Source organism: Actinophytocola sp., from assembly GCF_035712165.1.
Lineage (GTDB): Bacteria > Actinomycetota > Actinomycetes > Mycobacteriales > Pseudonocardiaceae > DASYTH01.
Genome location: NZ_DASTBH010000154.1, coordinates 1 through 14339, shown reverse-complemented (window position 1 = coordinate 14339; position 14339 = coordinate 1). Strand labels below are relative to the sequence as shown.

Here is a 14339-nt window from a genome sequence, read left to right as displayed (position 1 = left end):
CACATGGTGCGGGTGATCGCTCTGCTCGGGATCGTGGTGAGTGTGCTGACCGGGGCCGGGGCGGCCGCGGCGGATCCGGTCGGGACCGAGGCGGTGGCGTACGGGGCGTTCCGGGTGGTGCGTTCGGAGCCGGGGACGCCGTCGACACCGCAGGTCAGCCTGCCCGAGGGGTATTCGTTCGTGACCGGCAACCAGTACCGGACGGCGACCCGGGCGGACTGGTACGGGTTCATCCAGGGGCCGCCGGCGGACAGCGTGCCGGTGACGGTCCGGTGGCCGGAAGTCGCGGTGGACACGGTGGTGACCGGCCGGACCCGGGTGCCGCTGACCCGCGACCCGGCCGACCCCGACGCGGTCACCTTCACCATCCCGGTCAGCGCGCCGAGCGCGAACGCGATGCAGCCGACCGTGCAGATGTGGACCTACCTCAGTTCGCCCGCCTCGACCGGGCTGGTGTGGATCATGGAGCACAACCACCCGGACCGCACGGCCGGCCCGTGGACGACCGTGCCGGTCCCGGCCGCGCAGAGCGCGGCGTTCCTCAACCTGCTGACGGCGGTCGAAGCCGTGCTGCGGGACTCCGGCCTGATCGCGCAGGCCCAGGCGCGGGGGCACTTCTTCCAACTGGAGGGGTTCGAGACCAACAACACGCTGCACACCGACAACCCGCCACACTGGCACCTGTCGTACTACCCCGGGCCGACCACCGCGGCGCCCCGGGCGACCGTCCCGCACTTCTGGCTCGACAGCACCGGAAAGACGTTCTACAACGGCCAGGACGTGCAAGGCTCACCCCGCGCCCGCTACTACGCCGGAGACCCGGCCCCGATCCACGACGGCGCGGGGAACCTGGTGCTGACCACGACCATCCGCGCGGACGGCGGCCTCGACATCGAACCCGCCGCCGGCCCGCGCTACGCCCTGACCACGGATCCCGCCCTGGGTTTCGCCACCGAGGTGCGGATCCTCAGGGACGGTCGGCCCTGGCGGGCGGTCCGGGTCACCGACGACGCCAGGACCGGCCTGATGGTCACGCATATCAGCGGACTCGGCAGCACCTTCCGCCAGTCCATCATCCGCACCTACGACCCGCAGACCTGCCTCGTCACCAGCACCAGCACCAAAACCAGGAACTGAACGCCCGCGCGCCGCGCCTGCGGCGCGGTGCGCGGCGGCACCGCCCCCGCCTTCTTAATAAATGATTTGGTTTTGAAGAAGCCGCGCCCGACCCTGCCCAGAGCGGGAGACCTGCCCGGTGCACGGCTGTGGGCAGGCCCCCAACCCCACAACCACGCACCCCAAGGGGCTGTCCACAGCCGTGCACCGCAACGCCAGCCCCAACCCACCCAAGGCAACCACCTCATGCCGATGCGCCCAGCCGCCCCGCACCAGCCCGATCGCGGCGCAGCAGGGACAGTTGGCCGTGGCCGGCACGTTCACCCACGTCATGACCGGGCTCGACCGCAGAACCCTGTTCCGGGCAGGCGGCGCGGCCGCCGCTGCCGGTGTGCTGCCGGTCACCGGAGTCGCCCACGCCGACCATGCCGACCATGCCGGGCCAGTCCCGCGTTGACCACCCGCAACCCGTTGGTGGAGCAGCGCGCCGACCCGTTCATCACCCGTCCGGTCCGGGGCATGTACTACCTGACCGGTTCGGTGCCCGAGTACGACCGGGTGGTGATCCGTGGTTCGTCCACTCTGGACGGTCCGCGAGCCGGGCCTGTCCGACCGGTCGGCGGTGTCGCTGCGGCTGCCCACCGAGGCCCGGGCCTACCTCGCGCACGACGGCAGCGGGCGGCTGGTCGTGACCCGCCCGGGCCGCAACCGCATCGAACGCGACCGCGCGACCTTCCGGCTCAGCTAGGGGAAAGCGTGACATTACCGGGCAAGCGGGAGCCCTAGCTCGGCGATGCGAACGGGCGTGCCGGTGCGCATCGACATGTTCGCAGCCAGGCCGACCGCGACCGAGGCGAGACCGTCGCGGTAGCCGGCCTGCCGGCCGAGCGGATCCGCCGCCGCGCCGCGGAACACCTCGGCCAGCAGCAGCGCGTCGGCGCCGCCGTGGCCGCCCGCGCCGCCCGGGATCGGCACCGCGCGGGCCCGCTCCCAGTGCCGCTGCACGGTCAGCCGGGCGCCCGCACCGTCGCTGCCGGCGCTCGCGTCGAGCACGATCCGGCCGTCCGGACCGGGCAGCACCGCCGCGCGTTCCACCACCGCGAGCTCGGCCCGCCCGCCGGTGCCGTTGACCGCCACGCGGTAGCCCTCGCAGGGGCTGTGCGCGTTGAGCGAGTAGCTCAGCACCGCGCCGCTGCCATACCCGACCAGCGCGGAAACGTTGTCCTCGATGGTGATTCCGGGTCCGAACACGTCCCGGTCGCGCAGGTACCCGTCGTGGCGCTCGGCCTCCCAGTACAGCGAGCGCAGCACCGGGTCGGTGCGCAGGTCGAGCGCGAACGGGTCGGTGCTCGGCGGGTCCACCGTGCCGCGTTCCGGACGCTCGCCCAACCCGCGCGCCCGGGCGTTGTCGGCCCCGTAGAAGCGCAGCCCGCCGCTGGCGAACACCCACTCGGGCGCCTCGCCCAGCCACCAGTTCACCAGGTCGAAGTGGTGGGATGCCTTGTGCACGGCCAATCCGGCCGACCGGTCCTTGTCCCGGTGCCAGCGGCGGAAGTAGTCGGCCCCGTGCGCGGTGTCCAGCGTCCATTCGAAGTGGACGGACGTGATGTCGCCGATCTCGCCGGATGCCAGCACTTCCTTGAGCGCGGCGTTGCGGGGCGCGTACCGGTAGTTGAAGGTCAGCACCAGGGACCGGCCGGTCTGTTCCACGGCCGCGACGATCGCCCGGCAGCCGGCCACCGACGTGCTCAGCGGCTTCTCCAGCACGACGTCGGCGCCGGCCAGCAGTGCCCGGACGGCCAGGTCCGCGTGCGTGTGGTCCGGGCTGGTGATCACCACCGCGGCCAGCCGCCGCTCCGCGATCATGCGCTCGAGATCGTCGGGGGAGTAGCGGGCCGGCGGGGTGGCCGATGGCCGGACCGAGGCCAGCAGCCGGTCCGCATGGTCCATCCGGGCCGGGTTGGGCTCACACCACGCCATCAGCTCGGCGACATCGGCGAACTCGCCGGCCAGCGCGGAGATGTACAGCTGCGCCCGGGCGCCGGTGCCGACCACCCCGTACCGTCGGGCCGGGGTGGCGGGCATGGTGGCTGAGGTTACTCGCCGGCTACGGGCAGATCCGCGGTGCCCGGTTGACCGTGAAGTCGACCCGGGTGCCGGGCGGCACCCCGGTTCCCGGGGCGGGGTTCTGCTGCCTGACCAGGCCGATGGCCTCGCAGGTCGGGTCGATCACGCGGCTCACGACGCCGATGGCGAGCCCCGCGTCCAGGATGGCGGCCCGGGCTTCGGGTTCGGTGCGGCCGAGCACGTTCGGCACCGCCACCTCGCCGGCGAGGGTGAACGGTCTGATCAGCTCCCGGTTGCTTTCGCTGAGCTGCAGGACGTTTCCGGCCGTGAGTGGGAAGGACGTGCCGTCCGAGAAGAACATCGTCAGCTGGTAGCCGAACCGCCAGGTGTCATTTCCGACCGGATCGATGGAGATCCGGAACCGGCCCGGGCTCAGCATGGCGGCGGTGACCCCGGTGTCCACGGTCATCCGGAACGGCCCGTGGCTGCTGTTGTCCCGGTACTCGGTGCCGACATCGGCGACGTCGGCGGCGACGCGGCCCGCCGGAGTCTCCACCTGGGCGCGCACCAGCGTGTCGAAGTCCTTGTTCTCGTCGCCCGTCGTGAACGTGATCGAGGCGGCGGCCAGCGTGGCCGCCGGCGCCGTCGCGGCGGCGCCGGTGCCGGCCCCGAGCCCGAGTAGCGCCGGTACCACCACGCCGATCAGGGTCAACCCGCGCATGGTCGATTTCATCGTGTCGTCCTTTCGCCGTACCACTTGCGGCGAGGGACCCTACGTCCGGGCGTTCACAGTTCGTCGACGATTCGTCGACCGAGACCCCGGTACTGGGATGGTGAAATGCGCTGGTTGTTCGTTTTTCGAACGAGGGCCGAAATCTATTGGTCCGGATTATCCCGATTCCGCAGGCGAAATGTCCATTCTGTGCGGTCGGTGGAAACTCGTACGAACGGACCTTGTTCGGAAGCCCGGCTGCGACGATCATTGTTTCCGTTCCTTCTTTCTCCTATTCGTGGTCGATCCCGCTGAGGGCTTGGGATCGAGCACGTCCCTGCAAAAGGAGTCCCATCGATGTCGAGGAGACATTTCGTCGCCTTGGTCGCGACCGGTGCGCTCGTAGCGGCAGCCGTCAGCGCGACGGCCGCGACGGCCCAGGCGCAGCCCACCACGCCGTCCGCTCCCGGCGCCCAGGCACTCGCGGCCAACTCGGCCGCCGCGCTGGTCGCCAGCCAACCGGCCGCGCTGCACGTCAGCGCGGACGACGTCTTCGTCCAGCACGCGGTGATCACGTCCGGCGGCGTGCAGTACGTGCCGTACGACCGCACCTACAAGGGACTGCCGGTGCTCGGCGGTGACTTCGTCGTGGTCACCAACTCGACCGGCCAGGTGCTCAGCACGTCGGTCGCCCAGGACGCGACGCTCACCCTGGCCAGCACCACCCCGGCCGTGTCCCGGGAGAAGGCCGAGTCGGTCGCCCGGACTCAACTGTCCACTGTGGACGACGTGAGTGACACCCGCCTGATCGTCTTCGCGCTCGGCACCCAGCGGCTGGCCTGGCAGACGACGGTCTCCGGCCAGGGCGCCGACGGAGCCAGCCGGCTCAGCGTGGTCGTGGACGCGCTCACCGGGGCGGTGTTGGACAAGCAGGAGCGCATCCTGCGCGGCGACGGCACCAGCGCCTGGAACGGCCCCAACCCGGTGCATCTGGACACCACGCAGTCCGGCGGCACCTTCTCGATGCGCGACCCGACGCTGACCAACGTCAGTTGCCAGAACGCGACCGGCAACGTGGTGTTCAGCGGTCCGGACGACCTGTGGGGCAACGGCACCGCCACGCAGCGCGAAACCGGCTGCGTCGACGCCTTCTTCGCCGCCCAGACCGAGAACCGCATGCTGTCGCAGTGGTTGGGCCGCAACGGCTTCAACAACACCGGCGGTGGCTGGCCGATCCGGGTCGGACTCAACGACCTCAACGCCTTCTACGACGGCTCCCAGATCCAGATCGGACACAACCAGTCCAACCAGTGGATCGGATCCCTTGACGTGGTCGCGCACGAGCACGGCCACGGCATCGACGACACCACGCCGGGCGGCATCTCCCGCAGCGGCACCCAGGAGTTCGTCGGCGACGTGTTCGGCGCGGGCACCGAGTGGTTCGCCAACGAGCCGGCCCAGTTCGACGGCCCGGACTTCCTGGTCGGCGAACGGATCAACCTGGTCGGCCAGGGCCCGATCCGCAACATGTTCAACCCGAGCGCGCTCGGTGACCCGAACTGCTACTCCAACTCGGTTCCCGGCATGGAGGTGCACGCCGCGGCCGGACCCGGCAACCACTGGTTCTACCTGACCGCCATGGGCTCCAACCCGAGCAACGGCCAGCCGGCCAGCTCGACCTGCAACGGTTCGACCGTGACCGGCATCGGGGTGGAGAATGCCGTGAAGATCTTCTACAACGCCATGTTGATGAAGACCACCGCAAGCTCCTACCTGCGGTACCGGACCTGGACGTTGCAGGCCGCGATCAACCTGTTCCCGGGCAGCTGCACCCAGTTCAACACGGTGCGGGCGGCGTGGGACGCGGTGAGCGTGCCCGTGCAGGCCGGCGACCCGACCTGCAACCCGGCCGGCACCGTGACGGTGGCCAACCCGGGCAACCGGACCGGTGTCGTCGGCACGGCGACCAGCCTGCAGATGACGGCCAGCGGCGGCACCCCGCCGTACACCTGGACCGCGTCCGGCCTGCCCACCGGGCTCGCCATCAACGCCTCCAGCGGCCTGATCTCGGGCACGCCGAGCGCGGCCGGAACGTTCACCGTCACGGTGACCGCGACCGACAGCGCCAACCCGAGCCACAGCGGATCGACCCAGTTCACCTGGACGATCAGCCCGCAGGGCGGCGGTTGCTCCGGCCAGCTGTTCGTCAACCCGGGCTTCGAGTCCGCAGCGACGGGCTGGACCGCCACCGCCGGCGTGATCGGCCAGGGCCAGCAGCCGGCCCGTACCGGCACCGGGCGGGCCTGGCTGGACGGCTACGGCACGACGCACACCGACACGCTGTCGCAGTCGGTCAGCATCCCGGCCGGCTGCCGGGCCACGCTGAGCTTCTTCCTGCACATCGACACGGCTGAGACGACCACCACCACGCAGTTCGACCGGCTCACGGTCCAGGTGGGCAGCACCACGGTGGCCACGTTCTCCAACCTGAACCGCGCGGCCGGCTACGTGTCGCGCACGTTCGACGTGTCCGCCTTCGCCGGGCAGACCGTCACGATCCGGTGGACCGGCACCGAGGACAGCTCACTGCAGACGTCGTTCGTCGTCGACGACACGGCGCTCACCCTGAGCTGACCGCTGTGGGCGGGGTGGGTGGCCGGCCCGGCCATCCACCCCGTTTCCCTGGCACAGTGGGGGTCGTGGACTACGTTGCGCACCTGCACCGGGAGGCGGCCGCGTTCGAGGCGGCGGCGCGCCGGGCCGGCGAACTGGACCGCGCGCCGATCGTGCCGTCCTGCCCCGGCTGGTCGGTCGCGGACCTGGTGCTGCATCTCGGCGGGGTGCACCGGCTGATCGCCGCGGTCGTTCGGGACCGGATCACCAGCCCGCCGAACCTGTCGGGTGTTTCGCTGCCCCGGCAGGAGGGTTGGCCGGATCCGAACGACGCGCCCAACCTCGTGCCGCTACCGGCGAGCCTGGTCGACTGGTTCGCCGCCGGGGCCGAGGCGCTGGTGACGACCCTGCGCGAAACCGCCCCCGGCGAGCAGGTCTGGACCTGGTCGGCCGAGCAGAACGTCGGCTTCTGGCAACGGATGCAGGCGATCGAGGCGGCCGTGCACCGGTGGGACGCCGAGAACGCGGTGGGGACACCCGCTCCGGTCGACCCGGAACTGGCGGCCGACGCCGTCGCACAGACCTTCCAGGTCATGGCGCCGGCCCGGCGGGCCTGGCGCGGCGCGCCGCCCGGTTCCGGGGAACGGTTGGCATTCCGGCAGACCGACGGCGCGGACCGCTGGGTCGTCCACTTCGACGGCACGCACGTCCGGCTCGACGACGGCGCCGCGCCCGTCGAACTGGCCGGCTCCGCCTCGGACCTGATGCTGTTCCTGTGGCAGCGAACCGGCACCGACCGCCTGACCGTCACCGGCGACGCCGCGCTGGCCGACCGCTACTTCACCCTCGTTCCCCCGATGTAGCCGCCGGAAGCGTTCCGCGGGTCAGCGGCTGAAGCCGGTGACCCAGGTGGCGGCTATGCCGGTGAAGAGGATGATGCCGGCGACGATGTTGGCGCTGGCGGTGCCGAGCAGGGCGGCGACGATCGCCATGGCGCCGAGGGCGGCCGCGGCGGCGGCGCCGACGGTGATCACGGTTTGCAGCGGGGGGCGCAGGTTGTGGATGGAGCCGGTCACCATCGCCCACAGGCCCAGGCCGAAGGCGAGCGGCAGGAGCTCCGGCGGGCCGTCGGCCATGGCCGTGATCGCGCAGGCCAGGGCGACGGCGGTGAAGGCGAGGAAACCGTAGGTGGCGCGCCGGGCCGGGCGGGTGAGCAGGTGGCGTTCCCGGGTGAGCAGCAGCACACAGTTCATCAGCGGCTCGAGGGTCCAGCTCAGCAGCACCAGCGCGACCACGACGACGAGCAGCACCTCCGCCCAGGTCTGCCCCTCGTAGGGCCGCAGGATCCGGGTGAGCACGAACGGCAGGATGAGCACCCCGATCCGCAGACCCCTGGGCAGGCCGTCCAGCCACATGCCGAACCGGAGCAGCAGGCCGTAGAGCGGGTTGCGGGACTTGAGCGCGAGCGAGAGCCCCTCGCGGCTGGCCACGTCGGTCGGATCCAGCCGCAGCGCCGTGCGGTGCGAGGCGACCGCGGACCTGCCGCCGCCCCGGCGCAACGCGAGCAGCCCCCGCAGGCGGTGTGCCTCCGGGTTCTCCGGGTTGAGCCGCAGCGCCTCCGCCACCGCGTCGTCCGCCTCGCGGTACCGGTGCAACTCGAACAACACGCCCGCGTGCAGTGCCGCCGTGGCCGAGCTTTCCGGGTCCAGCCGGCGGGCCCGTTGGACGCTGTCCAGCGCGTCCGCGGGCCGGTCCATCGCCAGCAGCACGGCCCCTTCCTGACGGTGCAACCCGGCGATCTCCGGCGCCAGCGCCAGACCGCGGCGCACCGTGTCGAGCGCGTCCGAGTACCGCTTCAGCCCGGCCAGCGCCGCGCCGAGAACGGACAGTGCCAGCACGTTCTCCGGATCGGCGGCGAGGGCGTCCCGACCGGTGTCCCTGGCCGGCTCGTAGCGCTCCTGCTCGAGCAGCGCCCGGGCGAGCAGGGCGAGCAGGGTGCCGTTGCCGGGGTCGGCGGTCAGCGCGATGCGAAGCTGCGCCTCGGCCTCCTTGGGCCGGCCGACCTCGAGCAGCATCTCGCCGCGCCGCAGCGCCGCCTCGGCAACCTCGTCCATGTACACCCCAGTGGGCTCGTCGACAGTGCGGGACACCGTAGGCACCGCCCAGACCACCCGTCAACAGCGACGATACATCGGGTAGCGTGCCGCTGGTGAAGCCTGATCCGGTGATTGAGGCGCTGCTCTCCACCCTGGCCGCCGATCCCGGTAACCATCCGGTACGGGTCCATGTCGCGCGGCTTCTGCTCGACGCCGGCAGCCCGGCCGACGCGCTCACCCACGCGACCACCGTGCTCGCCGCCGAGCCGGACAACCTCGCGGCGCTGCGCGTCGCGGCGGCCGCCGCGGGCGCGACCGGCGACGCCGCCAAGGCCGCCTCCTACGGGCGGCTGGCCGACGCGCTGGCTCCCGAACCGGCCACCCCCGAACCACCCGCCGCAGCGCTGGCCGCCGGCGTCCCGGACACGGCCGACGAGATCCTCCAGCAGTGGCAGACCAGCCCGGCGGCGGCCGAACCGGAAATCGGCGCCCTCGGCGCGGCCGGGATCACGCTCGAGGACGTCGGGGGTCTCGCCGAGGTCAAGAAGCGCCTGAACTTGTCGTTCCTGGCGCCGCTGCGCAACCCGGAACTGCGCGTGCGGTTCGGCAAGTCGCTGCGCGGTGGGCTGCTGCTGTGGGGGCCGCCCGGCTGCGGCAAGACCCTCATCGCCCGGGCCCTGGCCGGTGAGCTCGGCGCCAGCTTCTACGAGATCGGGCTGAGCGACGTCCTGGACATGTGGATCGGCAGCAGTGAGCGCAACCTGCGGGGCATCTTCGACACCGCCCGGCGCAACCGGCCGTGCCTGCTGTTCTTCGACGAGATGGACGCGCTCGGCCAGAAGCGCTCGAACCTGCGCGCCGGCGGGGTGTCCATGCGGGGCGTGGTGAACCAGATGCTCGCCGAGCTCGACGGGGCCAGCACCGACAACGAGGGTGTGTTCGTGCTGGCCGCGAGCAACCATCCCTGGGACATCGACTCGGCGTTGCTGCGGCCCGGCCGGTTCGACCGGACGATCCTGGTCCCGCCGCCCGATCTGGCGGCCCGCGAGGCGATCCTGCGGTTCCATCTGCGCGGCCGGCCCACCGAACGGCTCAACCTGGCCAAGATCGCCAAGGCCACCGAGGGCATGTCCGGTGCGGACCTCGGGCTGCTCTGCGAGCAGGGCACCGAAACCGCGATGGACGCCTCGATGACCACTGGGCAGTTCCAGCCGATCACCCAGCAACACCTGGAGGAGGCCGCGCGCTCGGTGCGGCCCAGCATCGGTGAATGGCTGGAGGTCGCCCGCAACTACGCGCTGTACGGCAACGACGCGGGCGCCTACGACGAGCTCGCCGCCTACCTGAAGAAACGGCGTCGCTGACCGGAAACCGTTGCCGCGCCGAGGATGCCGAGCGGAACTTCCCAGACCAGGAAGAACACCAGGGGTTTCGAGGATGCTGCCGCCGAGGTGCACGCCGGCCGTGGAACCGCCGTCCAGCAGCAGGATCGCGCCGCTGCGGTGCCAGCGCACGCCCTCGACCTGCCAGAGGACGAACGTGATCAGCGTGCCGAGGACGGCGGTCCAGACCGCGACCCGCGCGCCGGCCAGGAAGGACCGGGTGACCCGGGCGACCACCGCCGCGCCGAGGAAGACCAGAACCGGAACGCATCTGAGGTAGAGCAGCACCCCTCTGGTGGTCGCCGATGCGTGCGGCGGCGAGCAGGCCGGCGCCGAGGATCAGGGCCGCGCCGACGGCCGTCCACCGGCCGGCGGACCGCGCGGGCGGGGCCAGCCCGAGGTGGCCGGCACTCGCGATCGTGATGAGGCAGCCGGCCGCGTAGGCGATCCCGAACGCCGCGTTCTCGAACCGGCGCCCCGGCTGGTATTCGCGCGGGGGTTCGGTCATGCGTGCTCCAGTCGCGGTTGCGGCCTGACCCGGGCGCCGGGACCGGTCAGCCGGTACAGGTGCCGCGCCGACGGCCGTCCACCGGCCGGCGGGTCGCTCTCCCAGGCGGTTTCCAGCAGACCCCGGTCGGCCAGCCGGATCAGGATCGGGTGCATGGAACGGGCCTTGAGTTGGATTGTCAGCACGCCGTCCGTATGCGCCCGTTCAGTCGAACTACATACTCCGAACCATTCAATACTTTGGACGGGCGCACAATTCTTGCGCCTTTTCGCTCTTGTGAGGCGTTGCATTTGAGTGGCAGAGTGCGCGTTCCGACACTCCGCTGCCGCGGCGCCGGCCGCAGAATTGAGAAATCCCATGAAGAAGTTCCGATTTTCGCTCGGCTTAGCCGCGGCGGTGCTCGCGCTGCCGTTGTTCGCTCCCACCGCGACCGCCGCTCAGCCACCGGAACCGGATCCCGGCTTCACCCCGATGATCATCGATGGCCGGTTGGCCACCGATGCGCCGTGGGCGGTCCGGCTGTTCCGGGACGGCGGCCAGTTCTGCACGGCGACGATCATCGCGCCGACCTACATCCTGACCGCCAAACACTGCTTCGACGTTCCGGCCACCTACACCTTCCGGATCGGCAGCCTGGACCAGACCAGCGGCGGCACCCTGGCCACCGCTGTCGAGGTGACCAGCCACCCGGTCGCCGACCTGGCGGTCGCCCGGTTGGACCGCAGCGTGGCCGCGACCTACGCCCGGCTCGGCCGGAAATCCGACGTCGCCAGGCGCGACACCGTGCAGATCTACGGCTGGGGCGCCACCTGCACCGACCGGCCGGAGATCGAATGCCAGTCCCAGTTCCTGAAGGTCGCCGACGTGCGGGTGCAGACGCTCAACGGCGAGGACGCCTTCGGCGGCATCGCCATCGGCGCCCGGCGCATCGACGGCATCGCGGCCGGCGGCGACTCCGGCGGCCCGATGTTCAGCGACGGCAAGCAGGTCGGCATCGCCTCGACCAGCGACCGCGACAAGCGCACCTTCTACACCAACGTCACCCGCTACCGCGACTTCATCCGCTCGGTGGCCGGAGTCTGACCCCTTCTGCCGCCAGGCTCCGCCACCAAGACCGGCCGCGGGATGCGCACAGGCGCCCGCGGCCGGTTCAGCAATGTGACTTTCCTACCCCGGCTTCCCAGGCGGGTAATGGTTCACCGTGTTTGGTGGTCAGGCCCGGCACGAACCGGAAGGAGGCGCCGGGCAGGTCGTCGGCCGAGGGCGCGGCGATGGTGCGGTAGTAGGGGTCGCTGAGCAGGATCTGGCCGCCGGACGCGGCGGTGGTCACCCGGGCGGCCCAGTTGATGGCGTGCGAGATGACCTCGGTGCCGCCGCCGGGCAGCGCGACCCAGTTGGCCGGGCCGGAGTTGACGCCGAACCGCAGACCCGGGAAGTGCGGGCGCAGCCGCAACGCCACCCGCAGCGGGGCCAACCGGTTCTGCGGCTGCCGGAAGCACAGGAACGCCCCGTCGCCCCGGGGCAGGATGGCGACCGTGGCCGGGTCCTGGCGGAGGACGAGGTCCTCGGCACGCAGCGCGTCGAGCAGCTGACGGAAGATCAGCAGTTGCTGGCGGTCGGTTCGGCTGCTGAACCCGACGGTGTCGGTGCCCAGGATGTAGACCTGATCGACGAGGTCGCGCCCGGCGGTCGGGACCACGCGGGCGGGCGCGTGCCGGCGGACGAAGATGCGCGCCGGCCGCCGGGCGGAAACGCCGCCGTCGCCGCCGGTGCGAGTCAGCAGGCCGGTCATCGCGGGATATCTTCGGTGGTGCGCCGACAGAACCCGGCGCAGCGCGAACCGCACCAACGGCTCCCGCTCGGTGGTGAACCACGCCATCACGTCGCCGGCGAGGACCGGGTCGAACTGGACGTCGATCAGGCCGAGGGCGAGCCCCTCGCGCACGGCCGGCTCCGGGTCGGCCATCGCGTCGGCGATGAGATCGCTGTACGGCACGAGGTTCTCGGCGTCCTTGACCACGAGCCGGATGTACCAGCGCCGGACGTTGGGCGGGTAGCCGGCGATGCCGGCCGGGTTCAGCGGGAGGTCGGCGAGCCGGCCGAACCGGTCGCGGTGCACGGCCCAGATGGCGTACTCGACCGCGCCCGGGTGATCGGTGCCGGCGATGTCGCGGAGCACCTCGCGCGGCACGGAGTCGGTGTCGGCGCCGTGCCGCAGGCTGAGCCATTTCTGGGTCAACGGGTCGTCGTCCAGGGCGGCGCTGATGACCCTGCGGTCAACCGGCGGAGCGCCGAGGAAGTAGTCGGCGGCCAGCCGGACCGCCGGTGAGTCCGGGTCCAGCGGGCCCGGTCCGGCCCGGCGGGCCGCGGTCACCGTCCCCTCGATCGCGCTCAGCGCGCCGTAGGCCCCGGTCAGGTTCTCCAGGTCGGTCTCACCGCCGGCGACCTGGCCGCTCAGCCAGGCCGACCACGGGCGGGCCCGGACGAGCCCGATGAGCTTGTACAGCCAGCGCCGGACGTTGACGTCGTCGGAGCGCTTGAGCGGCGCGATGAGCCGGCCGAGGCGCAGGTCGCGGCCCAGGTCGGCGCGGCGGCCGGCCTCGATGCAGTCGCAGATCCACTGCAACCCGCGCTTGGACATCCGCGGGTTGTTGTTGGTCAGCAACACAATGAGTTGATATGTCGTGGGCGGCCTCATGCCGGTCCACCCCGCCCGACTCGGTAGCACCCTTACCGCTCAAGGATAAGTCCGCCCGCACGTGTCGATTCAAGCCAAACAATCGCGCCCGCCGTTGTCGGCACTGTCCGAACTGGCCAGTTCGGCGCGCCTGGTCAAGAGGTGGCCAAAGCCTGCCGGACGACTGGAATAATCCGGCGGGTCAGAAGCGGGCGCCCACGTCGGCGCCGTTGGCGGGACGCAGGAAGGTGGTCGAGCGGATCGTCCCGTCCGGGTTTCGGGGGCCGGTGATGACGGCCGGGTCGGTGCTCTGGAACGACCAGGTGCCGCCGAGGTCCCAGGAGTTGCCGGTGCCGGTGGAGTTGCCGCCGAGGGACGAGTTGGATCCGTTGGCCACCGCCAGGTTGCGGGTCAATGTGCCGTCGGCGTCGGCGAAGTCGAACCCGGTGCCGCCGTTGCGCCAGGCGGTGCAGTGGTCGGCGAGCAGCGCCCCGGGGTTGGCATTGTCGATGAAGCCGCCCGCGGAGTTGTCCCACGCCATGCTGTTGCGCACCACGTGTGCCGCGGGCAGGTCCTCGTCGCCGCCGCCGAGCTTGAAGCCGTTGCCGTCACCGGTGTAGTCGGGCAGGTTCCAGCGGTTGAAGCCGTTGCCCCAGGCGAGTGAGTTCTCCACGGTGACCGGGGACAGGAACTCCCAGAAGTCCAGGCCGTCGTCGGAGTTGTTCCACAGCCGGGCGCCGCGCACGACGTTGCCGCTGCCGGAGCCCTCCTTGATGGCCAGGCCGTCGGCGCTCTCCCCGTTGTTGCGCGGGTCGCGGTTGCCGAAGCTGTCCAGGTTGAGCACCTGGTTGTTGCTCGACGCGCCCTGCAGGTGCAGGCCGGACTCGTAGTTGTCCCGGGTGACGAGCCGGTCGAAGACGTTGTTGTTGGTGTCCAGCCCGAAGATGGCGTACGGCCCGTTGATGATCTCCAGGCCGGTCAGCCGCCAGTTGTCGCCCTCGAGGTGGATGGCGCCGCGTTCCGGGCGTGGGATGCTGCCGTCCACCGGCGCCGGGGTGTGCGGCATGTTCTCGCCGTCGATGATCACCCGTTCGCCGTTGTAGTTGCGCAGGGTGATGGGTTGGGTCGACGTGCCGTTCTTGATCAACTGGAGGTTGGTGGTCGGCGC

13 protein-coding genes are annotated in these 14339 nt (G+C 71.3%); 7 read left to right on the top strand and 6 right to left on the bottom strand.

Annotation, left to right across the window (positions count from 1 at the left end; genetic code table 11):
• The first annotated feature begins 3 nt into the window (after positions 1-3).
• From VFO68_RS08705 to VFO68_RS08695, 3 genes are all read left to right on the top strand, one after another.
• Positions 4-1137, top strand: coding sequence for a hypothetical protein (locus tag VFO68_RS08705; RefSeq protein WP_325157674.1), 1134 nt, complete (start codon positions 4-6; stop codon positions 1135-1137).
• Positions 1138-1255: 118 nt separating this feature from the next.
• The gene (locus tag VFO68_RS08700) at positions 1256-1573 is read left to right on the top strand and encodes a hypothetical protein (protein WP_325157673.1); all 318 of its coding nucleotides are present in this window, start codon (positions 1256-1258) and stop codon (positions 1571-1573) included.
• A 111-nt stretch (positions 1574-1684) separates the two neighbouring features.
• The gene (locus VFO68_RS08695; RefSeq protein WP_325157672.1) at positions 1685-1864 is read left to right on the top strand and encodes a hypothetical protein; all 180 of its coding nucleotides are present in this window, start codon (positions 1685-1687) and stop codon (positions 1862-1864) included.
• Positions 1865-1878: 14 nt separating this feature from the next.
• Here the strand turns inward: VFO68_RS08695 and VFO68_RS08690 are convergent, their stop codons facing one another.
• A complete protein-coding gene (locus tag VFO68_RS08690) occupies positions 1879-3201 on the bottom strand; it encodes a Gfo/Idh/MocA family oxidoreductase (protein ID WP_325157671.1) in 1323 nt (440 codons plus the stop codon).
• A gap of 22 nt (positions 3202-3223) precedes the next feature.
• Positions 3224-3916 (bottom strand): PASTA domain-containing protein, encoded by a 693-nt coding sequence (locus VFO68_RS08685; protein WP_325157670.1) that lies wholly within the window; start codon positions 3914-3916, stop codon positions 3224-3226.
• A gap of 336 nt (positions 3917-4252) precedes the next feature.
• Here VFO68_RS08685 and VFO68_RS08680 point away from each other — a divergent pair, with 336 nt between their 5' ends.
• Positions 4253-6529: a M4 family metallopeptidase gene (locus VFO68_RS08680; RefSeq protein ID WP_325157669.1), complete on the top strand. Its 2277-nt coding sequence runs from the start codon at positions 4253-4255 to the stop codon at positions 6527-6529.
• Positions 6530-6594: 65 nt separating this feature from the next.
• On the top strand, positions 6595-7371 hold the full coding sequence (locus tag VFO68_RS08675; RefSeq protein ID WP_325157668.1) for a maleylpyruvate isomerase family mycothiol-dependent enzyme: 777 nt from the start codon (positions 6595-6597) through the stop codon (positions 7369-7371).
• A gap of 21 nt (positions 7372-7392) precedes the next feature.
• On the opposite strand, the gene VFO68_RS08670 is transcribed toward VFO68_RS08675, so the two are convergent.
• Complete coding sequence (locus VFO68_RS08670) at positions 7393-8658, bottom strand: tetratricopeptide repeat protein (protein WP_325157667.1); 1266 nt, start codon at positions 8656-8658, stop codon at positions 7393-7395.
• A gap of 59 nt (positions 8659-8717) precedes the next feature.
• On the opposite strand from VFO68_RS08670, the gene VFO68_RS08665 reads away from it, so the two are divergent.
• Positions 8718-9968: an ATP-binding protein gene (locus tag VFO68_RS08665; protein WP_325157666.1), complete on the top strand. Its 1251-nt coding sequence runs from the start codon at positions 8718-8720 to the stop codon at positions 9966-9968.
• 522 nt (positions 9969-10490) lie between these two features.
• Here the strand turns inward: VFO68_RS08665 and VFO68_RS08660 are convergent.
• The gene (locus VFO68_RS08660) at positions 10491-10649 is read right to left on the bottom strand and encodes a hypothetical protein (protein ID WP_325157665.1); all 159 of its coding nucleotides are present in this window, start codon (positions 10647-10649) and stop codon (positions 10491-10493) included.
• Positions 10650-10851: 202 nt separating this feature from the next.
• On the opposite strand from VFO68_RS08660, the gene VFO68_RS08655 reads away from it, so the two are divergent.
• Positions 10852-11577, top strand: coding sequence for a S1 family peptidase (locus tag VFO68_RS08655; RefSeq protein WP_325157664.1), 726 nt, complete (start codon positions 10852-10854; stop codon positions 11575-11577).
• A 67-nt stretch (positions 11578-11644) separates the two neighbouring features.
• Here the strand turns inward: VFO68_RS08655 and VFO68_RS08650 are convergent, their stop codons facing one another.
• Entirely contained in the window at positions 11645-13162 is a 1518-nt protein-coding gene (locus tag VFO68_RS08650; protein ID WP_325157663.1) for a hypothetical protein, read from the bottom strand.
• Between the two features lie 211 nt (positions 13163-13373).
• Positions 13374-14339 (bottom strand): right-handed parallel beta-helix repeat-containing protein (locus tag VFO68_RS08645; RefSeq protein ID WP_325157662.1); only part of this gene is annotated, 966 nt, incomplete at its 5' end.